At 62.8% G+C, this 24,355-nt stretch carries 24 protein-coding genes; 13 read left to right on the plus strand and 11 right to left on the minus strand.

All coding sequences use genetic code 11. From position 1 onward, the window contains the following. Nucleotides 1-40: 40 nt before the first annotated feature. The 4 genes from dnaG to rpsU form a co-directional block, all read right to left on the minus strand. Nucleotides 41-1,789, minus strand: a complete 1,749-nt coding sequence (dnaG, locus tag NYR97_RS10850; protein ID WP_205392751.1) for a DNA primase — start codon at nt 1,787-1,789, stop codon at nt 41-43. Nucleotides 1,790-1,917: 128 nt separating this feature from the next. Then, nucleotides 1,918-2,865, minus strand: coding sequence for a YihY/virulence factor BrkB family protein (locus NYR97_RS10855; protein WP_074056523.1), 948 nt, complete (start codon nt 2,863-2,865; stop codon nt 1,918-1,920). Nucleotides 2,866-3,111: 246 nt separating this feature from the next. After that, a complete protein-coding gene (locus NYR97_RS10860) occupies nt 3,112-3,558 on the minus strand; it encodes a GatB/YqeY domain-containing protein (RefSeq protein WP_176339379.1) in 447 nt (148 codons plus the stop codon). 135 nt (nt 3,559-3,693) lie between these two features. Beyond that, nucleotides 3,694-3,909: a 30S ribosomal protein S21 gene (gene rpsU, locus NYR97_RS10865; protein WP_002808376.1), complete on the minus strand. Its 216-nt coding sequence runs from the start codon at nt 3,907-3,909 to the stop codon at nt 3,694-3,696. Between the two features lie 279 nt (nt 3,910-4,188). Between rpsU and tsaD the strand changes: the two genes are divergently transcribed. The 3 genes from tsaD (at nt 4,189) to NYR97_RS10880 (ending at nt 8,146) form a co-directional block, all read left to right on the plus strand. Beyond that, nucleotides 4,189-5,253 carry a tRNA (adenosine(37)-N6)-threonylcarbamoyltransferase complex transferase subunit TsaD gene (gene tsaD, locus NYR97_RS10870; RefSeq protein ID WP_316697920.1) on the plus strand — a complete coding sequence of 355 codons (1,065 nt, stop codon included), beginning with the start codon at nt 4,189-4,191 and terminating at the stop codon, nt 5,251-5,253. Nucleotides 5,254-5,339: 86 nt separating this feature from the next. Next, nucleotides 5,340-5,717, plus strand: coding sequence for a dihydroneopterin aldolase (gene folB, locus NYR97_RS10875; RefSeq protein ID WP_316697922.1), 378 nt, complete (start codon nt 5,340-5,342; stop codon nt 5,715-5,717). 257 nt (nt 5,718-5,974) lie between these two features. Next, nucleotides 5,975-8,146, plus strand: coding sequence for a glycoside hydrolase family 3 N-terminal domain-containing protein (locus tag NYR97_RS10880; RefSeq protein WP_316697923.1), 2,172 nt, complete (start codon nt 5,975-5,977; stop codon nt 8,144-8,146). A 273-nt stretch (nt 8,147-8,419) separates the two neighbouring features. On the opposite strand, the gene NYR97_RS10885 is transcribed toward NYR97_RS10880, so the two are convergent. After that, nucleotides 8,420-9,598, minus strand: coding sequence for a PQQ-dependent sugar dehydrogenase (locus NYR97_RS10885; RefSeq protein WP_316697924.1), 1,179 nt, complete (start codon nt 9,596-9,598; stop codon nt 8,420-8,422). A 171-nt stretch (nt 9,599-9,769) separates the two neighbouring features. On the opposite strand from NYR97_RS10885, the gene yiaA reads away from it, so the two are divergent. Further along, on the plus strand, nt 9,770-10,207 hold the full coding sequence (yiaA, locus tag NYR97_RS10890; protein WP_316697925.1) for an inner membrane protein YiaA: 438 nt from the start codon (nt 9,770-9,772) through the stop codon (nt 10,205-10,207). Between the two features lie 56 nt (nt 10,208-10,263). Here the strand turns inward: yiaA and NYR97_RS10895 are convergent, their stop codons facing one another. The 6 genes from NYR97_RS10895 to NYR97_RS10920 form a co-directional block, all read right to left on the minus strand. Continuing rightward, nucleotides 10,264-10,596, minus strand: a complete 333-nt coding sequence (locus NYR97_RS10895) for a hypothetical protein (protein ID WP_210762374.1) — start codon at nt 10,594-10,596, stop codon at nt 10,264-10,266. A 184-nt stretch (nt 10,597-10,780) separates the two neighbouring features. Continuing rightward, complete coding sequence (locus NYR97_RS10900; RefSeq protein WP_316697926.1) at nt 10,781-11,278, minus strand: hypothetical protein; 498 nt, start codon at nt 11,276-11,278, stop codon at nt 10,781-10,783. A gap of 87 nt (nt 11,279-11,365) precedes the next feature. Next, nucleotides 11,366-12,673: an APC family permease gene (locus tag NYR97_RS10905; RefSeq protein WP_316697927.1), complete on the minus strand. Its 1,308-nt coding sequence runs from the start codon at nt 12,671-12,673 to the stop codon at nt 11,366-11,368. Beyond that, nucleotides 12,670-13,446, minus strand: coding sequence for a L,D-transpeptidase family protein (locus NYR97_RS10910; RefSeq protein ID WP_316697928.1), 777 nt, complete (start codon nt 13,444-13,446; stop codon nt 12,670-12,672). The genes NYR97_RS10905 and NYR97_RS10910 overlap by 4 nt, the downstream gene beginning before the upstream one ends. A 709-nt stretch (nt 13,447-14,155) precedes the next feature. Beyond that, nucleotides 14,156-15,253, minus strand: coding sequence for a dipeptide epimerase (locus NYR97_RS10915; RefSeq protein ID WP_316697930.1), 1,098 nt, complete (start codon nt 15,251-15,253; stop codon nt 14,156-14,158). Beyond that, nucleotides 15,250-16,662 carry a C40 family peptidase gene (locus NYR97_RS10920; protein WP_316697931.1) on the minus strand — a complete coding sequence of 471 codons (1,413 nt, stop codon included), beginning with the start codon at nt 16,660-16,662 and terminating at the stop codon, nt 15,250-15,252. Before NYR97_RS10920 ends, NYR97_RS10915 begins: the two co-directional genes overlap by 4 nt. 484 nt (nt 16,663-17,146) lie before the next feature. On the opposite strand from NYR97_RS10920, the gene NYR97_RS10925 reads away from it, so the two are divergent. From NYR97_RS10925 to NYR97_RS10965, 9 genes are all read left to right on the plus strand, one after another. Continuing rightward, a complete protein-coding gene (locus NYR97_RS10925; RefSeq protein ID WP_316697932.1) occupies nt 17,147-17,950 on the plus strand; it encodes an N-acetylmuramoyl-L-alanine amidase in 804 nt (267 codons plus the stop codon). Nucleotides 17,951-18,162: 212 nt separating this feature from the next. Next, nucleotides 18,163-19,083 carry a hypothetical protein gene (locus NYR97_RS10930; protein ID WP_316697934.1) on the plus strand — a complete coding sequence of 307 codons (921 nt, stop codon included), beginning with the start codon at nt 18,163-18,165 and terminating at the stop codon, nt 19,081-19,083. A gap of 387 nt (nt 19,084-19,470) precedes the next feature. After that, nucleotides 19,471-19,776: a lysozyme inhibitor LprI family protein gene (locus NYR97_RS10935; protein WP_232372866.1), complete on the plus strand. Its 306-nt coding sequence runs from the start codon at nt 19,471-19,473 to the stop codon at nt 19,774-19,776. Nucleotides 19,777-19,830: 54 nt separating this feature from the next. Then, nucleotides 19,831-21,192, plus strand: a complete 1,362-nt coding sequence (locus NYR97_RS10940) for a peptidoglycan-binding domain-containing protein (protein ID WP_316697936.1) — start codon at nt 19,831-19,833, stop codon at nt 21,190-21,192. A gap of 320 nt (nt 21,193-21,512) precedes the next feature. After that, nucleotides 21,513-22,217 carry a M15 family metallopeptidase gene (locus NYR97_RS10945; protein ID WP_316697938.1) on the plus strand — a complete coding sequence of 235 codons (705 nt, stop codon included), beginning with the start codon at nt 21,513-21,515 and terminating at the stop codon, nt 22,215-22,217. Between the two features lie 150 nt (nt 22,218-22,367). Then, the gene (locus NYR97_RS10950; RefSeq protein ID WP_316697939.1) at nt 22,368-22,565 is read left to right on the plus strand and encodes a CPXCG motif-containing cysteine-rich protein; all 198 of its coding nucleotides are present in this window, start codon (nt 22,368-22,370) and stop codon (nt 22,563-22,565) included. A gap of 137 nt (nt 22,566-22,702) precedes the next feature. Further along, on the plus strand, nt 22,703-23,080 hold the full coding sequence (locus NYR97_RS10955) for a hypothetical protein (RefSeq protein ID WP_168959658.1): 378 nt from the start codon (nt 22,703-22,705) through the stop codon (nt 23,078-23,080). A gap of 225 nt (nt 23,081-23,305) precedes the next feature. Next, nucleotides 23,306-23,668, plus strand: a complete 363-nt coding sequence (locus NYR97_RS10960; RefSeq protein WP_205392734.1) for an EF-hand domain-containing protein — start codon at nt 23,306-23,308, stop codon at nt 23,666-23,668. 262 nt (nt 23,669-23,930) lie between these two features. Beyond that, the gene (locus NYR97_RS10965; protein WP_181018020.1) at nt 23,931-24,335 is read left to right on the plus strand and encodes an EF-hand domain-containing protein; all 405 of its coding nucleotides are present in this window, start codon (nt 23,931-23,933) and stop codon (nt 24,333-24,335) included. Nucleotides 24,336-24,355 lie beyond the last annotated feature (20 nt).

Here is a 24,355-nt window from a genome sequence, read left to right on the forward strand (position 1 = left end):
ACAACCTGGCCTTCCTTGTCCTTGATAGCGGCAACCCGCCCTACAACGCAGCGAGCGCCTTGAACAGCTCGCGCAGCTCGTATTTGTCGGTGTCGTCCAGTCCTTGCGCGCGCTGCTTGTCCTGCAGTTCATCTAGGCGTTGACGCAGCAATTGCTTGTCCAGTTGCGCCACCACGTCGTGCAACTCCATCGCCCAACTGTGTTCGTCGCCGGGCAAGACCTGTGCGGCCAATTTCTGCAGCGCGGCCTGTTCTTCGCGTTCGGCAAAGTGTTCCAGCAGGGCACCGGTGCTGATTTCCGGGCGTTGCCGCACCAGCGCCAGCAGCTCCATCAACAGGTCGATACCGGGCAGGCGCAGGCCGGAAAAATCATGGTCGCCTTCCAGGCTCATTGCCAGCGACGGTTGCTGCAGCAAGATGGCGATCGACGCGCGCACCAGGCTGCGCTTTTGCGTGGGCGCACCCATGCGCGCGGGCGGCCGCCCTTGTGGCGTGGACGCTTGCGTGGAGGTGCTGGCGCCCACACCGGTCAGGCGCGACAGTTCCTGCTTCATCAGATCGCCGAACGCACCTTCGGGAATCTGCGCCAGCATCGGCTTGGCGCGTTCGGCCAGCCGGGCCTTGCCATCGAGCGTGTGCAGATTGATCTCGCGCGACATCTCGTCGAAGAAGAATTGCGACAGCGGCGTGGCCTGTTTCAATCGCTGATCGAAGGCCTGCGCGCCTTCCTTGCGCACGATGGTGTCCGGGTCTTCGCCATCGGGCAGGAACAGGAAAAACGCCTGGCGGCCGTCCTTCATGCGCGGCAGCACCGATTCCAGCGCGCGCCAACCGGCCTTGCGGCCGGCGTTGTCGCCGTCGAAACAGAAATACACATCCGGTGCGTTGCGAAACAGCAGTTCGGCATGTTCGGGTGTGGTTGCCGTGCCCAGCGTGGCCACCGCCTGGGTGACGCCGAACTGGAACAGCGAGACCACGTCCATGTAGCCCTCCACCACGATCAGCCGCTCGATCTTCTGATTGGCCTGACGCACCTGCCACAGGCCGTACAATTCGCGGCCCTTGTGGAACAGCGCGGTTTCCGGCGAATTGAGGTACTTCGGGCCGGGGTCGCGGCCATCGGCCGGCGCGCCCATGATGCGTCCGCCGAAGGCGATCACACGGCCGCGGCGGTCGAAGATCGGGAACATCACCCGGTCGCGGAACTTGTCGTAGACGTGGCCGCGATCGTTCTTGGAAAACAGCCCTGCGCGTTCGAGCACGCTCATGCGCCGCGCATCGGTGCCCAGGGTGTCCTTCAACGCGCTGTAGCCATCGGGCGCGTAGCCGATCTGGAAGCGCGCGCGGTTGTCGGCATCCACGCCGCGCCCGTCCAGATAGTCGCGGGCGCGCTCGCTGCCTTCGAGCTGGCGCTGGAAGAACTGGGTAGCCGCTTCCAATGCCGAATACAACTCGCGGCTGTCGTCCTGCTGCTGCGGCGTGCGCTGCTGGGTCTCGCGCGGGATCTCCATGCCGGCGCGCTTGGCCAGCTCGTCGACCGCATCGAGAAATTCGAGGCGGTCGTAATTCATCAGAAAACTAATTGCGGTGCCGTGCGCGCCGCAGCCGAAGCAGTGATAGAACTGCTTGGTCGGCGAGACCGTGAACGAGGCCGAGCGCTCGTCGTGGAACGGGCAGCGCGCCGAATATTCCTTGCCCTGACGCTTGAGCGGCACCCGGCCGCCCACCACCTCGACGATGTCGGTGCGTGCAAGCAGTTCGTCGATGAATGCGTCGGGGATGCGGGCCATCCCGCTAGGATATCCCAGCTGCTGGCGCTCGCCGGCTTCAGCGAACGAAGGCCCTTAGAGAGCGAAGGCCCTCAGTGCGTCACTACGTGCAGCCTTTCCACACACGGCGCAGGCCGCGCCGGGCGCAATCAACTGCGTGCCGGCGTTTCCGGCTGCGGCGTGACGCTTGGTTCGTCGACCGCCGGCGGCAGGTTGTCCGTATCCACGCCAGCCTCGCGCAGCTTGCGGTGCGAGCGCACACGCTCGTCGATCACGGCGGTCAGCAGGGCGCCGACGAAGAACACCACCGAGGCGTAGTACATCCACACCAGCAGTATCACCAAGGTGCCCATCGAGCCATACGCGCTGCCGGGTGCAGCCTTGGCGATGTACAGGCCGATGCCGTAGCGCCCCAGTGCAAACAACAACGCGGTGATGACGCCGCCGACAAAGGCCTGCCGCCAGTTCACGGTGCGATCGGGCAGATAGCGATACAGAAAGGCGAAGGCGAGCGAATACAGCGCCAGGGTGGTGACATAACCGATCGCCGGCAGCACCGAGGGCAGGCGTGCGAACACCACTTGCAGCGCGGTGGTGGCGATCATCGACACGATCAACAAGAAGCCCAGCGCCAGGATCACGCCGAACGAGAACACGCGCTTCTTCAGCCATGCCACGACGCCTTCCAGACGCTCCTTGTCGGTGCGGAAGATCAGGTTCAATGCGTTCTGCAACTGCGCAAACACTGCGGTGGCGCCGATGAACAGCAACAGCGTGCTCCACAGCCCGGCCAGCGAGCCCACGCCGGGTTGATCGGTGGCATTGCGGATCACCGTGTCGGCGACTTCCGCTGCGCTACCGCCGGCCAGTTGCGCAATCTGCTGCACCAAGGCTTCCTGCGCAGGCGGATACAGCGATGCGGTCAGCCACAGCAGCAACACCAGCAGCGGAGCCAGCGACAGCAAGGCATAAAACGACAGCGACGCAGCCTGCGTCATCACGTCGATCTCGAGAAAACGATTGAGCAGTGCCATCGGCAGGCTGCGCTGCAGGCGGCCCAGATGCTTCTGCAGGTGTTCGGTTGAGAGCTTCGTCACCGGCGGGGGAAATCCTTGGGCATACCGTGATGCGTGCAGGTGTTGGTAGGCGAAACCGGTATGCGGAATGCTTCGCCCACGCCTGCATTGGCGGACCTGTTCTAACAGGGCCGAATCGAAGGTCTGGTGAAAGCGGGCGCTGGATGTCGCGCGATGTGGTGCGCACGATGCGGCACCGAGATCCCTGCTTGCGCGGCGATCTGTATTGCCCTGGCAATCAAGCACAGGGCAATGCGGAGGCAGACTTCAGCCTGCCAGACTCTTCTTGACCAGGGTCGAGACCAGGCCCATGTCGGCCTGACCGGCCAGCTTGGGCTTGAGCGCGCCCATCAGCTTGCCGATGTCGGCGGGGCTGCTGGCACCGGTTTCTGTAATTGCAGCCTGGATAGCGGCGACGATCTCGGCTTCGCCCATCTTGGCCGGCAAATAGCGCTCGATCACCACGATCTCCTCGCGCTCGATCTGCGCCAGGTCTTCGCGCGCGGCGGCTTCGAACTGGGTGACCGAGTCCTTGCGCTGCTTGACCATCTTGTCGAGCACGGCGATCACGGCCGCATCGTCCATCTCGATGCGCTCGTCCACTTCCTTCTGCTTGATCGCGGCATTGATCAGCCGAATCACGCCCAGGCTGTGCTTGTCGCCGGACTTCATGGCGGCTTTCATGTCATCGGTGAGCTGCTGCTTGAGGGGCATGCGGTAACTCCTGAGGTTGCGTGTTGAAAAAGACCAATACAAAAAGCCGGCGACGCTTGCGCGTGCCGGCTCTTGGGTTCGATCCCGATGAGCCGCGCCTTCAGCGCATGCCCACCGGCAGGGAACCGCGTTCGATCAGTACAAGCGCTGGCGCTTGGTGACGTCGCGCGAGGAACGACGCAACTGACGCTTCACAGCAGCGGCAGCCTTGCGCTTACGCTCCTGGGTTGGCTTTTCATAGAACTCGCGCTTGCGGGTTTCGGCCAGCACGCCGGCCTTTTCGCAGGTGCGCTTGAAACGGCGGAGCGCAAATTCGAAGGGCTCGTTCTCGCGGACTTTAACGCTGGGCATGGGTTCTCCAGATAATGGGATTTCCGTCCGGGAGCCCCGGGCGGGTGCGAGCGGACTCGCGTGACGGAATTTCCGGGTTGCCCCGGCTAGCCGCGCATTATAACGACTTGCCAACGACCTGCAAGCCCCCTGCAAGATTTGCTTCTGCAGGCCTAGTAATGCATGGGTTTGGGCCGATCGGGCAGTGATCGCACGGTGGCGCAGCATATCGCCCCTGGCCGATCTGCGCAGCGCAAAAGCTGCGAAAATAGGCCGCATGTGCCTGTCTGCCGAGTTGCCGTGAAAGTTCTTGGGATCGAATCATCGTGCGATGAGACCGGTGTGGCGGTCTACGACACTGCTTTGTCCGGCGTGCCGGCGCTACGCGCGCATGCGGTCTACAGCCAGATTGCGCTGCATGCCGAATACGGCGGGGTGGTGCCGGAACTGGCCAGCCGCGACCACGTGCGCAAGCTGCTGCCGCTGATCCGCCAGACCCTGGGCGAGGCGGGGTTGCGCATCGACGAACTCGATGGGGTGGCCTATACCGCAGGCCCGGGCCTGGTGGGCGCACTCCTTGTAGGTGCCGGTGTGGCGCGCTCGCTGGCCTGGGCGCTGGACGTGCCGGCGATCGGTGTGCATCACATGGAGGGCCATCTGCTGGCGCCGTTGATGGAAGACGACCCGCCGCAGCCGCCATTCGTAGCGCTGCTGGTCTCTGGCGGCCACACCCAACTGGTGTCGGTCAAGGCGCTGGGGTGTTATGAAGTGCTCGGCGAAACGCTGGACGATGCAGCCGGCGAGGCCTTCGACAAGACCGCCAAGATGATGGGCTTGCCGTATCCGGGCGGCCCGCAGCTCGCTGCCCTTGCCGAAACCGGCACGCCGGGACGCTATAAATTCTCGCGACCGATGACCGACCGGCCCGGCCTGGATTTCAGTTTCAGCGGGCTCAAGACCCAGGTGCTGCTGGCCTGGCGCGGCAGCGACCAGTCCGACACCACGCGCGCGGACATCGCGCGCGGATTCGAGGATGCGGTGGTGGAGACGCTGGCGATCAAGTGCCTGCGCGCGCTGGATGCGGCCGACTGCAACACGCTGGTGGTGGCCGGTGGCGTGGGTGCCAACAAGCGCCTGCGCGCGCGGCTGCAGGAGGCGGCGCAGCGGCGCGGCGGCCGGGTGTGCTTCCCACGCCCGGCCTTGTGCACCGACAACGGCGCGATGATCGCATTCGCCGGCGCGCTGCGGCTGGAGGCCGGCGAGAGTGCCGATGCGGCGGTGCATGTGACGCCGCGCTGGGATATGGCGGGCTTGCCGCCGTTGGCGGCGGCGCGGGATTCGGGAATCGGGAATAGGGAATCGTAAGAGCGCTATTCCGATTCGTTCCGTGCTGCTCTGCTGTTGCTCGTGCTTCTCACCATTCCCTAATCCCCATTCCCGATTCCCCACCCATGGACAAAGTTTTTATCGAAGGCCTGGAAATCGATGCGCTGATCGGCATCTACGACTGGGAGCGGCGGATCCGCCAGACGCTGCGGTTCGATCTGGAGATGGGGTTCGACAACCGCATTCCGGCCGCCAGCGACGACATTGCCGACACGCTGAACTACAAGGCGGTGAGCAAGCGGCTGATCGAGTTCGTGCAGGCCTCTGACTTCGGGCTGGTGGAAACGCTGGCCGAGCGCTGCGCGGCGATCGTGCTGGACGAGTTTGGGGTGCACTGGCTGCGGCTGAAACTGAGCAAGCCGGGGGCGGTGCGCGGTGCGCAGGCGGTGGGTGTGCTCATCGAGCGCACGCGCGTTTCTGCTGACGCGCCACCTTCTCTATAGGGTGTATCTGTTCCCTGGCCTTACAGTAGCGCTCGGTCTTGTCGGCGGCTGGGCTGTCTGGAGGTTCCGGGCGCCCACCGATGGCAGGTGTTGAACGGTTGCGGTGGCGCGTGAGCAACTGCAAGGCAGATCGTCATTTCGCCGTCCAACGTCTGCCAACGGGCCTGAATATTAGCCTGAACAGGCAGAAGAGTTGCATCCTCGCGGTCGCGTCAGGCTAGAATTGACGGCCATGTAAACGTTTTCTCAAGGATCTCATGGCTGCTGATCGCATCGAAACCCTGATTGCCCGGATGACCGTCGAAGAGAAGGTCGGACAGTTGGGTGTGTTCGCCGACATGGTGCGGCCGTTCGCGCCGGACGTGAATCCCGAAGCCAATGTGCTCAACGCCGACGAGGTGCTGCAGCAGGTCCGGCAGGGCCGGGTCGGCTCGCTGTTCAACGGCGTTGGCGCCGCGCTGGGCGTACAGATCCAGAAAGTGGCGGTGGAAGAAAGCCGTCTGGGCATCCCGGTGATCCTGGCGGCGGACGTGATCCACGGCATGCGCACGGTGTTCCCGATTCCGCTGGGCGAAGCGGCCAGCTTCGAGCCGGAGCTGGCCGAGCGCACCGCGCGCGCCACCGCGATCGAAGCGACCGCCGCTGGCCTGCACTGGACCTACGCACCGGCGGTGGACATTGCGCGCGATCAGCGCTGGGGCCGTGGCGCGGAAGGCGCCGGCGAAGACGTATTGCTGGGCGCTGCGTTTGCCGCCGCCCGCGTGCGCGGTTTCCAGGGCCGCGATCTCAAAGCCGCCGATTCGCTGTTGGCCACGCCCAAGCACTTTGCAGCCTATGGCGCGGTGGCGGCGGGCATGGAATACAACACCGTGGACATCGCACCGCAAACCTTGCGCGATGTGCATCTGCCGCCGTTCAAGGCCGCCTTCGATGCCGGCGCATTGACCGTGATGTCCTCGTTCAACGACATCAACGGCGTGCCGGCCAGTGCCAACCATGAGTTGCTGACGCAGATCCTGCGTGGCGAATGGCAGTTCCCCGGGGTGGTGATTTCCGACTACACCGCCGACATGGAATTGATCGCGCACGGTTACGCCACCGATGAGCGCGATGCGACCAAAAAAGCGTTCCTGGCCGGTCTGGATCTGAGCATGCAGAGCGGCTTTTATGCCGCGCATCTGCCGTCGCTGGTGGAAAGCGGCGAGGTCCCGATGGCCACGCTGGATGCCAGCGTGCGCCGAATGTTGCAGCTCAAAGAAGCGATCGGCTTGTTCGACAATCCGTATCGCTCGCTGGATCCGGCACGCGAAGCCGACACCGCGCATCTGCCGGCGCACGATGCGTTGTCGCGCGATGCGGCGCGGCGTTCGATCGTGCTGTTGAAGAACGAAGGCGCAGTGTTGCCGCTGAAGAAAAGCGGACAGCACATTGCGTTGATCGGGCCGTTCGTGCAGGACCGCGAGAATATCGAGGGATGCTGGACGCTGTTCGGCGACAAGGAACGCTATGTGACCCTGGAGCAGGGCGTGCGTGCGGTGGTCGGTAGCGAACATCTGAGCGTGGTGCCTGGCTGTGGCCTGGAAGAGGCGCTGCCGGGCGGGATTTCCGCCGCTATCGATGCGGCGCAGGCCGCCGATGTGGTGGTGCTGGCGCTGGGCGAGCCGCAGCGGTTCAGTGGCGAGGCGCAGTCGCGCACCGAGATCGTGTTGCCGCCGGCACAGCAGGCGCTGGCCGAAGCCATCGCCGCCACCGGCACGCCGATGGTGGTGTTGCTGCGCAACGGGCGCGCGCTGGCATTGAGCGGTGCGGTGCGCGATGCCGATGCGATTGCAGTGACCTGGTATCTGGGCACGCAGACCGGCACCGGCGTGGCCGATGTGTTGTTCGGCGACTACAACCCGTCTGCGCGGCTGCCGATCAGCTTTCCGCAGGTGACGGGGCAGCAGCCGTACTTCTACAACCATCTGCGCACCGGCCGTCCGGAATTGCCGACCCTGTCCGAATACAAGGCGCGCTGGCGCGAAATGCCCAACGAGCCGTTGTACCCGTTCGGCCATGGCTTGAGCTACACCACGTTTGCGTATGCGCCGCCGCAGCTGAGCAGCGCGCAGGTTGGTTGGGATCAGGCGCTGACCATCACCACGCGCGTGACCAATACCGGTAGCGTTGCTGGCGAAGAAGTGGTGCAGCTGTATGTGCACGATCGCGTGGCCAGCCGGGTGCGCCCGGTGCGCGAACTCAAGGGCTTTCGCAAGGTGTTGTTGCAGCCCGGCGAAAGCACGGACGTGGTTTTCACGCTGGCACGCGATGCGCTGGCCTTCACCGACCCCAAGGGCGTATTCGGCGCCGAACCGGGATTGTTCGATGTGTGGGTCTGCGCATCGGCCAAGAGTGGCGAGGCAGTGACCTTCGAGTTGCTGGAAGGCTGAAAGCGTGTCCTCCGAGGAAGCCGGTGCGTTGGAGTCACCGCTTTCGGGTGAACGTAATGCAAGCGGCTGATCTGCACCGTGCCGCAGCGCCGCAGCGATCAGTGAAAGTGCTGCAGTGACTGATGGCTGACGCCATAATTGCTACCTAGGCAATCTGCTTGATCGTCACCATCGCCAGCGCTCAACGAGCGCATGGCGATGGTGCGAGTCATCACTCAGTGCTGCTACTTGACGCAGCACGCATTGGCGCAGCGATCCAGGCGGTGCACCAACTTACGCATCGTTCTCGACTGCGGCCTTGCTCTTGGGTGTCAGCTTGAGCAAACGCCCGGTACTGCCACTGGCTTCGTCTTCCAGCAACCACAGCGCGCCATCCGGCCCTTGTTCCACTTCGCGGATACGCGCGCCCATGTCGTAGCGGGCCACCTCGCGCGGCTGATCGCCGAGCGAGACCTGCACCAATGCCATCGACGACAACCCGCCGATGAAGCCGTTGCCGCGCCATGTCGGGAACTGCTTGCCGCTGTAGATCACAAAGCCGGCCGGCGAGATCACCGGTGTCCAGCTGATCTTGGGCGCGGCGAATTCCGGGCGGGTGTTGTGATCGGGAATCGGGGTGCCGTCGTAGTTGTCGCCGTTGGAGACGATCGGGTAACCATAGTTGGCGCCGCGCTGGATCAGATTCAGCTCATCGCCGCCCATCGGGCCCATTTCGTGTTCCCACAAGCGGCCCTTGCTGTCGAATGCGATGCCCAGGATGTTGCGATGGCCCAGCGACCACACTTGCGCGGCGACACCGCCTTGCGCAACAAAGGGATTGTCGGCCGGCACGCTGCCGTCGTCGTTGAGCCGGATCAGCTTGCCGAGATTGGCTTTCATGTCCTGCGCGGGGGTGAATTTCTGCCGTTCGCTGGAGCTGATCCACAGTTTGGCGGCCTGATCGAACGCCAGGCGGTGCCCGAAGTGCCCATTGCCGGTGACCTTGGGGTCCTGACGCCAGATCACCTTGAAGTCCGACAGCGTGCCGCCGCCGGTGGCATCCAGGGTCAGTTTGGCCCGCGCCACGGCACCGCCGCGTGTATCGCCTTCGCCAGGCTCGGCGTAACTCACATAGACCAGGCCATTGCGGGCAAAGCGCGGGTGCGCGAGCACATCGCCAAAGCCGCCCTGGCCGCCGTAGGCCACGGTCGGGATACCGGTGATGGCGCTTTTGCGCTTGGTCTTGGGATCAAGCCGCATCAGCGAGCCGCGTTTTTCGCTGACCAGCAAACTGCCGTCAGGCAGGAAGGTCATCGCCCAGGGTTCGTCGAAATCGGCAACGGTGGTGGCCTGGAATGGCCACTGCGCCTTGGGAATGGCCGCTGCAGGTGCGGCGGCGGGCGCGGCAAATGCGGCGCCGGTGGTGAACAGCGTGGCCGAGCAGGCCAGTGCAAGCAGACGTCGGACAGACATGTGGTCCTCCAGGGGATAAGGCGCGGTGACGCTGCAGCCCTCCCGCAACGTGTCCCGCGTCGGGTTTTCAAGTACCTTACACGACGCCTTCGAGGCCGCCTTGTCGTAGATCACTTTCTCTGTGAGACGTATGCGTCCCACGTTCCTGCTCCACCATGAAAAGGAGTTTCCATGGCTGCCACGCAAAAAACTTCACCCGCTTTTATCGCCGCATCCTGGGCCGCATTGCTGCTGGGCAGCATTGCCTACCTGATCGGGTTGTGGAATGCGCAGATGATGCTCAACGAAAAAGGTTACTACTTTACGTTGCTGCTGTTTGGCTTGTTCGCATCGGTGTCGTTGCAGAAGAGTGTGCGTGACCGCGCGGACGGTATTCCGGTGACGGGACTGTATTACGCGATCTGCTGGTTCTCGCTGATCATCGCACTGCTGCTATTGGCGATTGGCTTGATCAACGCGACTTTGTTGCTAAGCGAGAAAGGCTTTTACGCGATGGCGTATGCATTGAGTCTGTTCGGTGCGGTTGCGGTGCAGAAGAACACGCGCGATGCGATGGATATCGACAACCGGTTGCCTATTTCGCGCGCGGCACCGCCGCCACTGGACTGATGCCTGCCCCCACACGCTGATACAACAACGCCACCTCGACGGTGGCGTTGTTGTTTTCAGGGCTTTGACTTGCTATCGCCGGTGACAAAGTCTGTCGCATTTTCCCAGGCACGCTTGACTGCGTGACGGGCCTTGCTCCAGCTCAAACCTTCGGTGCCGCGATTGGCTTCCCATTCGCGGTGCAATTCGGCTTCTACCTGATCATAGGCACGCGCGTTTTCGCGGATACGTGCCTCATGTCCCGCCAGGTAGGCACCCTCGTAGTCTTCGTAACGGTCACCTTCGGTGTAATACGGCTCTTCGGTGAAGCGCTCGCGCCAATAGTTGGATATATTCTGGCTGCGGTCTTCGTCCGGCGCACGGCCTGGAATCTGATACGGCACGTTCATGCTCGTCTCCACGGTGAATGTGCCAACTACCGTAGGCCGGCAGGTGTTAAATCCATTGCCAGGGCAGGTGAGGAGTGCATCAAAACACCGTGCTGCGATGAGGTATTTGCGCCTTTTTACTGCATGCGACGTCGAAATGACGCCTTATGCAATCAGCGCGCTGTCGGCCTACGTCTGGTTGCATTCAAGTTGACGCTGAAGCGGCTTCGTAGGGGAGCGGCGTGGCACCCGCAGCCACCAGGCTGGTTTCGGCATGCAGCAGCGATGGCTCGTCGGCATCGATGATCACCAGGATGCGCCCGGCCTGAATTTCCTCTTCGAACTGGCGACGGATCGGATCGGGTACGGTGGCCCCGATCAGTGCGGACGACCAGGTGCCGACCAGCGCGCCTGCCAGCGCCATGACGCCGGCCCCGGCAATGGTGAGGCCGATGGGAGGCACTGCGATGGCAACCAGACCGGCGACCAAGCCTGCGGCACCGCCCGTTGCGGCGCCACGCGCGGCAGCGGGAAGAAAATCGGTCTTGGCATTCTTGCGCTCGTCGGGCACGTCTTCCAGCTCGATATCCGAACGGGCAATCAGCGACAGCGCATCGTTGTCGATGCCTGCGCTGCGTGCGGCCTGCATGACGCGTTGCGCACTAGCGATATCGGGTGTGCTGTAGACACGGCGCAGTTTCATCGCAAACTCCCATGCAGGTGAGAGCTGCAGCGTTGGGCGCGCCGGGTTAGGTGTGCGTGAGCCCTGTGCGAGTGTGTTGCGAAACCCTTAGGCCTGCTTGCGTGGGAACAGATAAAATGCCCAGCCCACCAGCAAGGCGATGCCGGCGGCGGCCAGATTCTGCCAGCTGGCACTGGCCAGCAGGCCAAGCGACAACAGCAGTGCGGCGATGGGAATGGCTGGCCCACCCGGTAGACGCAAGGTGTCGGTACGTTGCCGGTAACGACGCGCCAGCACGATGACCGCTGCAGCCGTGCCGATATACGCAAACAGCCGCGTGACCATCGACAACAGCGCCAGTTGGGTAAACGACCCGGACAACGCCAATCCAAGCGACAACACGCCTTGGGTGATCACTGCCGCTGCGGGGGTGTGGAAGCGCGGATGCACGCGCGCCAGAAATGCCGGGCCATAGCCATCTTGTGCGAGTGCGAACAAAAAGCGTGGCCCGAGCATCACCGTGTTGCTGGTGGTGCCGAGGATGGAAATGGTGGCGCCAACGGTGAGGATCAGCGCCAGCGCTTCGCCACCGAAGCGGCTTGCGGCATCGGCCAACGGCGTGGCCGAGGCGGCAAGATTGGGCAGCGTACCTTGTGCGACGACTTGTACCGCTGCGTAGATCAATGTGACGGTGACGATCATGGTGATCAGTGCAAACGGCACATCGCGTCGTGGGTTGCGGTACTCGCCAGCGGCCGCAGGAATATTTTCGAATCCCGCATAGGCGAACAGCAACAACAAGGCGGCTTCGCCTAGATTGCCCAGGTCGCGCAAGTCCGGCGCGGTGCCGGCGAAGGCCCACGACCAATCTACATAGAACAGGCCGATTGCCACGAACAACAGCAGCGGCACCAGCTTGCCGATCACCAGGGCGATGCCGGTGCGCGCGGCCGATTTCACTCCGATCACATTGATGGCGGTGAGCAATCCCAATGAGCCGACCACCACCAGCAGACGTGCCCACTGCTCGGTGGCGACGGTCGGCCAGAACCGCGCGACCGCGTCGGCCAGGCCGTTGCTCAATGCGGCTGCCGAACTGATGCGGGTGAGCCAGATCATCCAGCCGATCTGAAAACCGACGAAGGGGCCGAACGCCTCGCGCGTATACAGATAACTACCGCCAGGCGTATCGAAATAACTCGCCGCCTGCGCATAGCACAACACCAGCAAGGCCACCGCCAGGCCGGCCAGCATCACCGCCCACAGGCTCATTGGCCCCAACAATGCGGCAGTGGCTGCCGGCAGCAGATAGATGCCGCTGCCGATCACATCGTTGATCGACAATCCGACGATCTGCCAACGGCTGACGACGCGCACCAGCCCAGTGGAATCGGGCGCAGGAACCGGTGTGCTCATCGTGCGGCGTCCTTCAACTTGGGCAGCTGCCACTGCGCTTGCAAGCGTGCGTATTCGGCACGCGGCAACAGCACGAACAGCGGTTTGTCGTCGGGCTTCAACCAGGCCAGCAGGCGTTGCATATCGGCCTGCGCCATGGCGGTGCAACCGGCGGTGAACTGGCCTGGCGTGCGCCATAGGTGGGCGAAGATGCAGCTGCCATGACCGGGGATGGCGTTGGGGTTGTGCGCGATCACGAAGCCCTCGCTGTAGCGTGCATCGCCGGGATGTTGCAGGTCCAGCCGCATCGGCTCGGTCGAGCCGGCCACTGCGGCTTCACCGACCTGGGCGGCATCGACGATGCGGTTGTACAGCGGCGAGCTCGGTACATCCATGCAGTAGTTGGTGGCGGTCATCGCTTGGTACGGCATCGTGCTGTCGATACTCGGGGCATAACCGAAGGCCGGGCCGATGGCGAAGACACCGGCCGGGCTGCGGCCGTCGCCCTCGCGCTTCTGCAGGCCTTGCGTCTGTGCAGGATGCAGGCCATCGCCCCAGGCGCTGCCATGGCGTCCCAGCGCAACCGCAAACCCTGGTGCGGCCGGTTGCCAGTGGCCATCCACACGGGTGAATGTCTGCAGGCGCGCCTGCGTGCTGTTCCAGTCCGGTGTGGTCACCACGATCAATGCGCGCGCTCGATTCAGCGCGTCGATTGGACCGGAAGCGCCGGCAAGGCTGCTGCAGCTTGTCAGCGCCAACAACACGATGGATCGAAACACGGTGGCAAGGCGCATGCAGGCTCCGGAGGAATGGGTCTGGCAGGGGTGAGCTGTGTTGAGTCGATTGGTCGTTGGCGGCGACAGTGCGGTGCCTCGGCACTGCATCACAGACCAACACCTTATCGCTACTGTACCCAGCAATGCGGCTGTGCGGCGCATGTGCGCCGATGTTCGTGTGCGTGGTTGGCGGGGCTTGGAGCGGCTGACAAGATTACTTCGCCACTATCAAGCGGCTCTGCTGTCTCTCGGTGGGCATCTGCCACTCGTACATGCTGGTTCTAGCTGGGTCGTCGCTACCCGGTGGCCAAAGGCTTGCGACGTTTTGTCAGCCACTTTTGTTCAGGCTGTGACATCTCGGTTGTTATGGGGAGCCTTGGGTTCTATGAAGGAATCGGCTGCTGAGCAATTGATCTGCGGGTTGGCAGCAGGCCCTTGCCGGCCCACCATCGCGGGACACGCCGCAAGTACGTCCGTGTAGGCGCTTACGCGGCATCCATGCCGCGTAAGGTCCCGCGATGGTGGGCCGGCAAGGACCAGTCGAGATGGTCGGTGTGCATGGTTTTAAACAAAGCAATCAGCAGAGTCTCTGGTGCGGTGTCCTCGCCGATTGCGGGACCGTGTGGCGGCATGGATGCCGCCACCGAGCCTTCATGGACGTACTTGCGGCGTGTCCTGCGAGCGGTGAGGGGCACCGCGCCCTCGACCAGAAATATCCAACGGTGCTTTAATCCGACAACAGCTCCAGTCCGCGAATGCGTCGGATGCCCAGACCCGGCGAGTCGTCGATATGGAGTTGCGCTTCGTCGAAGTGCACTCCGCCCTCGGTGGGATCGAACTGCCCGAGTGCGGGCGCATCCAGATCCGCCAGGGTGATGCTGTCGGCCTTGGCCACGGCCAGATGTACCGCCGCCGCGACGCTGATGCTGGATTCGATCATGCAGCCGATCATGCACGGCACGCCATATAACGCTGCGATATCGGCGATACGGATTGCGTTGGAGAGCCCGCCGGTCTTCATCAGTTTGATGTTGACGATGTCGGCGGCGCGGCGCCGGATGAGCTCGATCGCCTGGATCGGCGAGAACACGCTTTCGTCGGCCATCACCGGCGTGTCGATGCGCGCGGTGACGAACGCCAGTCCGTCGATGTCGGCCGCCTTGACCGGCTGCTCCACCAGTTCCATCACGATGCCGGCGTCTTCCAGCGTGCGCATCGTGCGCACCGCCTGTTTGGGCGTCCAACCCTGGTTGGCATCCAGGCGCAGCGATGCGCGCCCAGCGACCGCCGCATGGATCGCCTTGATGCGTTCGACATCCGACTCGCTGTCTTTGCCGACCTTGATCTTCAGCGACCCATAGCCGCGTGCGAGCGCGGACAACGCATCGGCCACCATCGTGTCGATGGCATCGACGCTGATGGTGATATCGGTGGTGATGCGCGGCGTGCCGCCACCGAGCGCCTGATATAGCGGGGTACCCAATGCCTGCGCCCACAGATCGTAGAGCGCGATTTCCACTGCGGCCTTGGCGTTGCTATTGCGCTCCAGCGCGTGTTGCACCAGCGCACATAGCCGGTTGAGATCGGCCACGTCCTGGCCGATCAACTTCGGGGCGATGTACTGTTGGATCGCGGCGATGATGGAGCCATGCGTATCGCCGGTGATCGGTGCGGTGGCCGGCGCAGCGCCATAGCCGATATGGCCGCTGTCGGTCTGCAACAGCACCACCACATCCTCGATCGCCCGCACGGTGCGGACCGCGGTCTTGAACGGAGTTTTCAACGGCACGCGCAGCATGCCGAGGCGGAAGCCGGTGATCTTCATGGGGAGCCAATCGGTGCGATGCGTTGGATGCGGGTGATGTGATCGACAAACGGCGTGCCGTCGCTGGCGAGCAGTGGCAGCAGCGGGGTGACCGATACGCCGTTCAAGCGCGCGCGCTGCACGCTGCCATCGGCCGCGCGATAATTGGCGCCGGCCACATCGTGGATGACCCACGGCGCACCATGTTCATGCCCGATCACCAGCATCACATGGCCGGGGATGTAGATCAGGTCGCCGACCTGCAGTTGTGCGAGTTGTTGCAGGCGTTGCTGCAATGGCGCGCGAATATCGAAAGTTACGTTACGTAACGCCGGACTGCGTGCCTGATCGCCGGTATTGCGCGGCAAGGCGATGCCGAGGCTGCGATACACATCCAACACGAAGCCGCTGCAATCGCGGGCGTCGTAATCGTTGCCCCAGCCATAGCGCTCGCCGAGGAATTTGAATGCCTGACGCAGTAACGCTGCATGGGTGGCCGGCAGCGGACCAATGCGCGTGTCGGCACCGCGCGGTATCAGCGCCGGCACCAGCTGCAAGCGGCCTTCTTCGTTGCGCAGTGGCAGTTGCACGGCATAGGCGGCCAGCGGCAACTGCCCGTTGACCGGCTGTTGCGGCGGCCAGTCATTGAGCAGCGGCACGCTGGTGCCCATGTCCAGCGTCAGCGCTGAGATCGCAGGTAGTTCGGGTGTGTAAGCGCTTTGCACGCGTGCGCCGGTGACCATCACGCGTGGGCTGCGTTGTGCGTAGCCCAGCACTTCGGCGCGTGTACCGATTGCGAGATGATCGCTGGCGATCCATGCGGCGTAGTTGGCGGCCAGCACGAATTGCCATGCGCCATCGGCACTGGTATGCAACACCGCCACCGGCGTGCCGGGGTAGAGCGCCGACTCCTGAAAGCGGTCGATATCGTGGTCGTCAGTGGTGGTGAACGCACGTTGCGTAGTTGGGAAGGTGCGTAGCGCGGTGCGCCGCACCACCATCGCGAAGTGTGGCATTACCTGGGCGGGGAGTGCATCCAACGCCAGTGCGTGGCGCAATGCGGTCAAGCGTGTTGCGTCGATGGGCTGTCCGTCCGCGCCGTACAACGCACGCGTTGGCGTGGCCGACAGCTTCTCGATGCGTGCGCGTACATCGGCAACAGGGAGAGCTTCGGGCAGCTGTGACAGATCGTGCATGGAGACATCGTCACGCAGCAGGCGCGCATTGAAGCTGGCGATCTGTGCGGAAGTCATGCGCAGTGTTTGTGCGGTGCGACTGCGCTGGATCCAGTAATCGGCTGTCAGCTGCGCATCGCTGACCGCAAATGGTGCCGTTTGCTGCACAGGAACGGCATGCGTTGCCGGAGCTGCACTGCAGGGCAGGCCGATCACCAGCAGCAACAACGTCAACAGGCGGCGCGACAATGGCATGAAGAAGGCTCTTGTTGGATGTAGCGAGTGACGAGGTTCTGCGCGAGAGACCAAGGCTGCACGCGCATTCTGCACGTGCGGCGAGCGCAATGGATTGCAGTGTACGCGTGGCGCAGGGGCGCTGACTCGGTGGCGTACTGTTACTGGCCGCACTCGTGTCGCCAAGCCTGCCAGTGCCGATGACCGACTGCGGAGCGCACGGTTGGCGACCTTGCCACGACCAGACCGGATGCAGCGCCCGGCAACGCGGGGATCGCCATCACATGGGCGGCATCCGGAGTGCTCCCGATGCTGAGCGTCAACTGCGCAGTCATCGCCAAAGATGGTGGGCGCGTGCCGGGAGCGGCCGCGCGCTTGCAGGGCTGCTCGCGGCCGCTGCAACTTCATGATGCTCGGCAGATAATGGGTGCATCGCATGCGGTGTCCATCCAGGCGCAGGCACGGCGCATCCCCCTGTCGTTTCGCCAGTCACCCGGAGAGTCCGATGTCGCCTACTACCACCCTGTCGCCATCGCTCTGGCTACGCGCCGCGTGTTGCTTGGTCGTGCTGTCGTTGGGTGCTTGCGCGCATGCGCCGCAGCGCAATCCGCTGGCCCAGTGGGTGCCGTCGCCCAATTACGACGCGCGCCGGCCGATCCTGATCGTGCTGCACTTCACCGACCAGCACTCGGTGCAGCAAAGTCTGAGTACGCTGCGCGGGCGTAACAGCGGTGGCCGGGTCAGTGCGCATTATCTGATCGGCGACGATGGGCAGCGCTATCAGTTGGTCAGCGACGACCAGCGCGCCTGGCACGGTGGTGCCGGGCGTTGGGGCACCATCACCGACATCAATTCCGCTTCGATCGGCATCGAGCTGGACAACGACGGCAGTGAGCCGTTCGCGCCCGCGCAGATCGACAGCCTGCTGATATTGCTGGACGACCTGTGCACGCGCTTGCGCATCCCGCGCACGCAGATCGTCGGCCATGAAGACGTCGCGCCGACGCGCAAGAACGACCCCGGCCCCCTGTTTCCCTGGAAACGCCTGGCCGACGCCGGATTCGGCCGCTGGCCAGCGGCCGATGCCCCGGCTGCACCAGCGAGTTTCGACCCGTGGCAAGCGCTCGCCCTGCTCGGCTACAGCGTCGAGGATCCCGCCGCGACGCTGCGCGCCTTTCACCATCACTATCGCGGCAACGATGCACGCACATTGGATGCTGAGGACCTGCGGATTCTGTATGCGTTGACGCAACCGATGCTGACGCGGCCGCATATACCACCGACGATGACGGAGCCGGATGTGCCGTAGCAGCCCGTCCCATTACCCTGCTGCGTGGCATGGGCGTTCGGTGATCGCCGCTGCGGCGAGTGGTCTTGTTCTTCAGGAACACCGCGCGCCTGCTAGCGCGCAGACATGGCTTGGACGCTCAGAAGATGTGCGCTGACCAGCATCGCATGCACCGGATTCCGACAGGTTCTTGATAGGATCGGCGCGCCAAAACCTTTGAAGGACGCAGGGTGATGAAGCCAGGACAAACAGTGCTGTGGGCGGCAATGCTGCTGTTGACCGGTGGTTGCTCGGACAAGACGCCCGGCAGTACACCAGCCGACATGCAAACGGTTCCCGCGCAACCTGCAACAGCCGCCACGCCTGCAGGCGCTGGCAAGGCCGACACCCCTGCGGTCGAGGTGCCGGCACCCGGTCGCGTGCTTGAGGATATTTACGGCCAAAAGGGTGACGGATCGGCGTCCTACGCCATCGATAGCGGTGCCGTGGCCAGCTTCTGGTACGGCCATCGCTTCGACCTCGGTGGCAAGCACTATTACACCGGCTTTGCCAACGCGAGCCCTGAGAAGTACGGAAAATCCGAGGAAGAGGATGTTCCAGATCCTGCGGTCGGCGTCAGCATCAGTCAGGCGACCTATGTGCTCGACAGTGCAGACGGCAAGCCGACCTGGACGCTGTTTCACGCCCAACTCTGGGCAGGCGATTTCGGCGGCAACGAGAAGGCCGACACGCTGGATCAAAAGCGGAAGTCACAGAGCACCGAGACCAACGACGGCCATCTGCTGCTTGCGGTACCGACCACGGGCTTCAACGACGGCGTTACCAGTTCAGGCTTTGCCATGTTCACTTTCGACCCGAACAAGAACGATCTGGGCGACTACAAAGGCTGGGTCTATCTGGGCACGCTGGTCACCGGCGAAGACAATAGTGCCGCTTGCGACGACGAGGGCAGCATGAAGTGCGCAACCAGCACCGGTACGCTGAGCTTCGAAACTCCCAAGAGCGGGGCGATGCCGATCCTGCGCGTGGCCATGCACGGCACCGCCATCGCCGGCCCCGGCCCCGGCAAGGTCGGCACCCTCGGCGCGAATGACGCAGTCACCTACACCTATGACGCGGCGAAGCAGGCATACATGCCGCTGCTGGGTCGCTGAAAATGTTGTTTAAGGTCTCCTTCCTATTGAGCCTGTTCTTGAAGGTGTATGACCGTAACTGGAAATATAATGGACACTGATTCAGTGATTGTCTAGAACTCCCGCCCCGATCCGCGCAAGCCAAAAGGATGAATTCCATCAATGGTCACCGTTAAAGCCCTTCATCTTTCATGTCTGCTTGCGCTATGCGGGCTGGCTGCATGTAATGGCGAATCTTCCACGCCAGCTCGATCAACCGCCTCTGCTCCACCGAACGGATCCAGTGCGCCGGCTTCCGCGTCACCAACCGACGATGTGGCACTTGCCGCTGATGCACGGCCTTCCAGTCCGCAAGCTACCCAGGCGCAGGCTGCGCCTGGGCCATCAAAACCAAAAGGAGATTCACCCGTGCTGCGACCTTCCTATGACGAATGCATTACTAACGCCGCAGGTGCAACCCCGGCAATGCTGGATTGCATCTCTGCTGAACACGAATACCAGGATGCCCGCCTGAATACGGTCTACAAGGCACTGATTGCGAAGCTGGATGGCACAGAGCAGAGCAAGCTGCGCGATCAGCAGCGGCAGTGGATCGCTGACCGCGATGAAAAGTGTTACTACGATCCTGATAGCGGGCAGGCGGGGCGCGTAGATGCTGCCGAATGCCGTCTCGACATGACGGCGAGTCGAGCAGCCGAGCTGGAATCGCTTTGAATTCCGCGTTTCTCGTGACAACTGTAATTTGATTCTTAGATAAGGAGATGTGCGATGAGCAACAAGGACTGGGAGTTGGGTCAAACCTCTAAGCATTACGAAACCGGCGGGCGAGGCGCAAGTACAGTGTCGTCCGGTATCGATGATCCGGGCGGTGTTTCTTACGGCTCTTATCAGATGACGTCCCAGGTCAAGACAAAGGAAGGCAATGTCATCGTTGGAGGTACCGTTGCGGCCTTCGTGAAGAACAGTAAATACACCGACGATTTTGCGGGTTTGACTCCTGGCTCTGCCGATTTCAGTGCCAAGTGGAAGGAGCTGGCTAAGACCGATGCTTCTTTTCCGCAGGAGCAACACGACTACATCAAGCGGACGCATTACGACAAACTGGTGGACCGACTGAGCGACAAAGGCGTGGATCTGTCCGACCGTGGTCCGGCTGTGCAGGATGCGCTGTGGAGCACTGCTGTGCAGTACGGTCCGGGGAGCGATAAAAAGCCCGGCGGATCTGGCGTTTTTTTGAAGGGGCTGGAAGAGAAGTTCGGTAAGGATTACGAGCTCTCCAAGCTTTCCGACAAGGACATCGTTAGTGCAGTGCAGGATTACAAGGCCGAGCACGTCAGGGGGCTTTTTCCTCGTGTCGAGAAGCAAAAAACGCTGGATTCCCTGAAGGATCGCGCTGAGAACGAGAAAGCGGATCTGATCAAATTGGCAGACCCGGATAAGACGGTTACCAAGGCAAGCCAACAGCCTGCAGCACATGACCATTCTCAGCTGGAAAAGCACGGCGGTCATAGTGTAGATAAGGGTGATGGGGTCCTGAAGCGCAATGAGCAGGGCGCTCAAGTGAAGGAGTTGCAGGAAAAGCTCTCCAAGCTGGGATATCTGGATGCGAAGGATGCCATCGGCACATTTGGTTCCAAAACCGAGGCTGCGGTAGAGAAGTTCCAGCAGGAAAATCGTTTGAAAGGCGTGGATGGCAAGGCTGGCCCGGAAACACTTGCATCTATCGACAAGAACCTGCAACGGCAAGAGGGAGTTGAGCAGCTGCGCCGCGATAACCCGCTATTCGATCAGGCCGTCAAGCAGCTGGAAAAACAAGGGCCGAACGGCGGTTTCCAGAATCGCGATGAGATGCAACGCGCCGCCGGCCAAGTGGCATTCGAAGCCAAGGTGAGTGGTATGTCGCGTATCGATGAGTTGGTACCGAGTACCAATGGCAAGGGCTTGATTGCAGTGGAGCGAAACCCCAACAATACGCTTGATGTGAATCGTGCCTACGTGGACAAGCAGCAGGCCGCAGCGGTGCCGCTGGAGCAGAGCCAGCAACAGCTCACAGCGGAGACCCAGCGGCAAAGTCAGGACGCGCAGCAGCGCACGCAGACCGCGCAGACACCGACGGGCCCGGCGCGCTGAGCAAGCTGATGCGGATGACGTTGTGACCTGTTGAGATAGCAGTCGCCAGTCCGGTGATCCACCGGGCTGGTGCTGCGCCGGGTGTCGGCGTTGCTTTGATGTATGTCGTTCCCTGATCTCTGTTTTCTGATTCGCAAACCAAAAGTCCAACAGCAACCAGTCCTACCTGGTCGGATCCGCATGGCAGCTCATGCGATCCGGCAAGCGTGTCTTTCTGACGATCTCCGCGTATCCCGCCCAGCGGGCCGATGTCCTATGCTTGGCGCATGCCACACTCATGCTTTAGCGCAAACGACACATCGCAGACTGTCTGCACGTCGATGCGTGCCTGGCGATGGTCGCTCGCATCAGCTGTTCTATGCGCAGCGTTCAATGTAGCGGCCACTCCCGCGATTTCGCCAGCAACCACGCCAGCACAAGCCGGCCTGATCGATGTGCGCAGCCTTGCGCCGGAGATCGCGGTGGACATGCGCTATGCGGGCAGCAACAACTTCACCGGGCGCGTGGTGCCGGGGTATGCGGCGCCGACCTGCTATCTGCTGCGTCCGGCGGCGGAGGCGCTGGCGCGGGTGGCGCGTACGCTCAAGGCGCAGGGATATCGGCTGCAGGTGTTCGATTGCTATCGACCGGTGCGGGCGGTGCAGGCGTTCGTGGCGTGGGCTGCGGATCTGCAGGAGCAGTCGAGCAAGGCGCAGTACTACCCGCGCGTGGACAAGCGCGCGCTGCTGGGCGATTACATCGCCGAGACCTCCGGCCATAGCCGCGGTGCGACGCTGGATCTGGGCTTGCTGGATTGCCGATCAGGCCAGTGTCTTGCGGTCGATATGGGCACCGATTTCGATTTCTTCGATGCGCGTGCGCACACCGATACACCCGATATCGGCGCCGCGCAGCGGGCGAATCGTCAGCGCTTGCTGCGTGCGATGGCGGGGCAGGGCTTTGCCAACTATCCGATGGAGTGGTGGCACTTCACTCTGCGTCCCGAGCCTACGCCCGACACTGCGTACGACGTTCCGGTCAACTGATCGGGCACGAAGCCGCTGCGCTGTCGCCGGTGGTAGTGGGCGCTCGGCATCGGTAAACGCCGCTCGTACACTGCGCGTGCTGCCCGCCATCCGCGCGCTGCGCGTGGCCTGATTGCCGCGTAGCGTGTATTGCCACTTCAAGGAACTGTCATGTCCGACCCGGAACGTTTTGTCGATATCGCCTGCCCGTATTGCGGGGAGTGGATCACGCTGACGCTGGACCTGACCGGCGGCGATCAGCATTACATCGAAGATTGCCAGGTCTGCTGCAAGCCGATCTCGGTGAGCGTGCAGTGGGACGACGAGGGCGAGGCGCAGGTGAGCGCGCGCCGGCAGGACGATGCATGAGCGTGGCGTGTCGCAGGATCGAGCAATCGGTTTGCCCAGCCAATCCCCATTCGCGTGACCGGTCGTTCCTGCGGGTCTGGCAGGGATCGGTCGCCCGCAGCCGCTAGACTGATGCGCCTGCTGCCCGGATCGTCACGATGAATTTGTCTCTGCACTTCGGCCTGCTCGGTTCGCTGGAGGCTGGTTTGATCGCGTTGGTGCTGGGTGTGCTGGTGTTTGCGGCAGTGGAGTACAGCGGGCGGCGCCTGCAGTTCACCCATGGGCACACGCTGGGGATCGCCTGCCTGCTCGCGGTTGCGATCGGCGCCGGTTACGACATCTGGAATCTCGTCTACACCAGCATCGTGCGGCTGGAGTCGCCGTTGTATGCGCGCATCGCGTTGGCCAGGATCCACGATCCCAACGAGCTGGGGTCGCGTGTGGTGCTGGAAGTGTTCGGCGCGATTGCCGGCGTGGTACTCGGTTGGAAACTGTTCAGTTCCGGAAGCTGGGACGACGCGCCGCCGAACGCCTGACATCGCCCGAAAAAATGTGCCGGAGTTCGCATATTTTCATGTATTGAATGAGCCACTTCTGTTTGGCTCATCGAGACCTAACAGATGGCTAACCACAAATATCCGCGCTGTGGTTAAGAGGATGTTTTGCGCAAATTTAGGGTGGGTTTTGTATTCATTCGCGCCGGGTAGGGTGATGCCATGCGCGGCGATACCGTGCATTCCCAAGCCAAGGAGACCACCCAAATGAAGAATCGCAACCGCACCTCGCTGCTCGCTGCCACCGCCGCCCTTGCTGCCGCTTTGGCGCTACCGGCCATGGCGCAGAGTACGCAACAGGATGCCGCCGCGACATCGGCCCAGTCGGGAAGTTCTGCCACCACTGCGGCACAACCTGCGCAGTCCTCCGGCGGTGGTCAGACCTGGGCGAGTGTCGACACCGACAGCAGCGGCGCCATCAGTACACAGGAGGCTCAGGTCAACGCCGGGCTTGCGCAGATCTTCAATGATGCGGATTCCGACAAGGACGGGCAATTGACCCCGGACGAGTACAAGGCGTTTGTCGTCAAACAGCAGGGCGGCGCTGCGAGTGGGTCGCAAGGCAATTAAGACAGCAGGCCGCAAGTTTGTTTGCTGACATTTTCCAAGCATCAGGAGGCAGCTTTCGCAGTAGCAGGTGTTTGATCAGCAGTTGTCGTTTGATCCGTGGCATCGCTTCTGGATGTCCGGTATGAGCAAGTAACAGGATGGACATGCGGGAGCGATCTGCCAGGGTCGCTCCCGTTTTCTTTACGTCTGCCTCGCTACGGTGGTGTGGCCTTCTGCCCGGTCTTCTTTCATGTTTCAGTTGCGCATCGTCTTGTTGGTCGGCTTGTCGAGTCCACTGCTGGCGCTCGCCGCGCCACCGGAGCTGCCCACCGTGGCGCCATTGCCATCGCCGACGGCATCCAATACCGCTGCACCGGCGATGTCGCCCTTGCCAATCGATCCACCAACGCCCGCCAGCACGCCATTGCTACCTGCCGATGTGCCCAGGTCATCCACTGCCAAAGGCGGCGCAGAGGCGTCGCTCGCACCGCAAGCAGGCGCTCTGGTGCCACGCAGCTTTCGCAGCCTGGACAGCGATGCCGACGGGTCGCTGACGATGGCCGAAGCCGGTGCGGACCCGGTGCTGCGCGAGAACTTCGCCGGCTTCGACAGCAATGGCGATGGGCGTTTGTCGCGCGACGAGTTCGTCAGCTACCAGCCCGGCCCGGGCGATGCCGCAGGCGACTGAGCATAGCAACGCTCCAGTGC

The organism is Xanthomonas hydrangeae (assembly GCF_032697525.1).
Lineage (GTDB): Bacteria > Pseudomonadota > Gammaproteobacteria > Xanthomonadales > Xanthomonadaceae > Xanthomonas > Xanthomonas hydrangeae.

Bases quoted from the DNA above. Each gene is read 5' to 3' on its own strand.
- dnaG (WP_205392751.1), bottom strand. From the start codon at position 1,789: ATGGCCCGCATCCCCGACGCATTCATCGACGAACTGCTTGCACGCACC.
- NYR97_RS10860 (WP_176339379.1), bottom strand. From the start codon at position 3,558: ATGCCCCTCAAGCAGCAGCTCACCGATGACATGAAAGCCGCCATGAAG.
- rpsU (WP_002808376.1), bottom strand. From the start codon at position 3,909: ATGCCCAGCGTTAAAGTCCGCGAGAACGAGCCCTTCGAATTTGCGCTC.
- folB (WP_316697922.1), top strand. From the start codon at position 5,340: ATGGACAAAGTTTTTATCGAAGGCCTGGAAATCGATGCGCTGATCGGC.
- NYR97_RS10880 (WP_316697923.1), top strand. From the start codon at position 5,975: ATGGCTGCTGATCGCATCGAAACCCTGATTGCCCGGATGACCGTCGAA.
- NYR97_RS10885 (WP_316697924.1), bottom strand. From the start codon at position 9,598: ATGTCTGTCCGACGTCTGCTTGCACTGGCCTGCTCGGCCACGCTGTTC.
- yiaA (WP_316697925.1), top strand. From the start codon at position 9,770: ATGGCTGCCACGCAAAAAACTTCACCCGCTTTTATCGCCGCATCCTGG.
- NYR97_RS10895 (WP_210762374.1), bottom strand. From the start codon at position 10,596: ATGAACGTGCCGTATCAGATTCCAGGCCGTGCGCCGGACGAAGACCGC.
- NYR97_RS10900 (WP_316697926.1), bottom strand. From the start codon at position 11,278: ATGAAACTGCGCCGTGTCTACAGCACACCCGATATCGCTAGTGCGCAA.
- NYR97_RS10905 (WP_316697927.1), bottom strand. From the start codon at position 12,673: ATGAGCACACCGGTTCCTGCGCCCGATTCCACTGGGCTGGTGCGCGTC.
- NYR97_RS10910 (WP_316697928.1), bottom strand. From the start codon at position 13,446: ATGCGCCTTGCCACCGTGTTTCGATCCATCGTGTTGTTGGCGCTGACA.
- NYR97_RS10915 (WP_316697930.1), bottom strand. From the start codon at position 15,253: ATGAAGATCACCGGCTTCCGCCTCGGCATGCTGCGCGTGCCGTTGAAA.
- NYR97_RS10920 (WP_316697931.1), bottom strand. From the start codon at position 16,662: ATGCCATTGTCGCGCCGCCTGTTGACGTTGTTGCTGCTGGTGATCGGC.
- NYR97_RS10925 (WP_316697932.1), top strand. From the start codon at position 17,147: ATGTCGCCTACTACCACCCTGTCGCCATCGCTCTGGCTACGCGCCGCG.
- NYR97_RS10930 (WP_316697934.1), top strand. From the start codon at position 18,163: ATGAAGCCAGGACAAACAGTGCTGTGGGCGGCAATGCTGCTGTTGACC.
- NYR97_RS10940 (WP_316697936.1), top strand. From the start codon at position 19,831: ATGAGCAACAAGGACTGGGAGTTGGGTCAAACCTCTAAGCATTACGAA.
- NYR97_RS10945 (WP_316697938.1), top strand. From the start codon at position 21,513: ATGCGTGCCTGGCGATGGTCGCTCGCATCAGCTGTTCTATGCGCAGCG.
- NYR97_RS10950 (WP_316697939.1), top strand. From the start codon at position 22,368: ATGTCCGACCCGGAACGTTTTGTCGATATCGCCTGCCCGTATTGCGGG.
- NYR97_RS10955 (WP_168959658.1), top strand. From the start codon at position 22,703: ATGAATTTGTCTCTGCACTTCGGCCTGCTCGGTTCGCTGGAGGCTGGT.
- NYR97_RS10960 (WP_205392734.1), top strand. From the start codon at position 23,306: ATGAAGAATCGCAACCGCACCTCGCTGCTCGCTGCCACCGCCGCCCTT.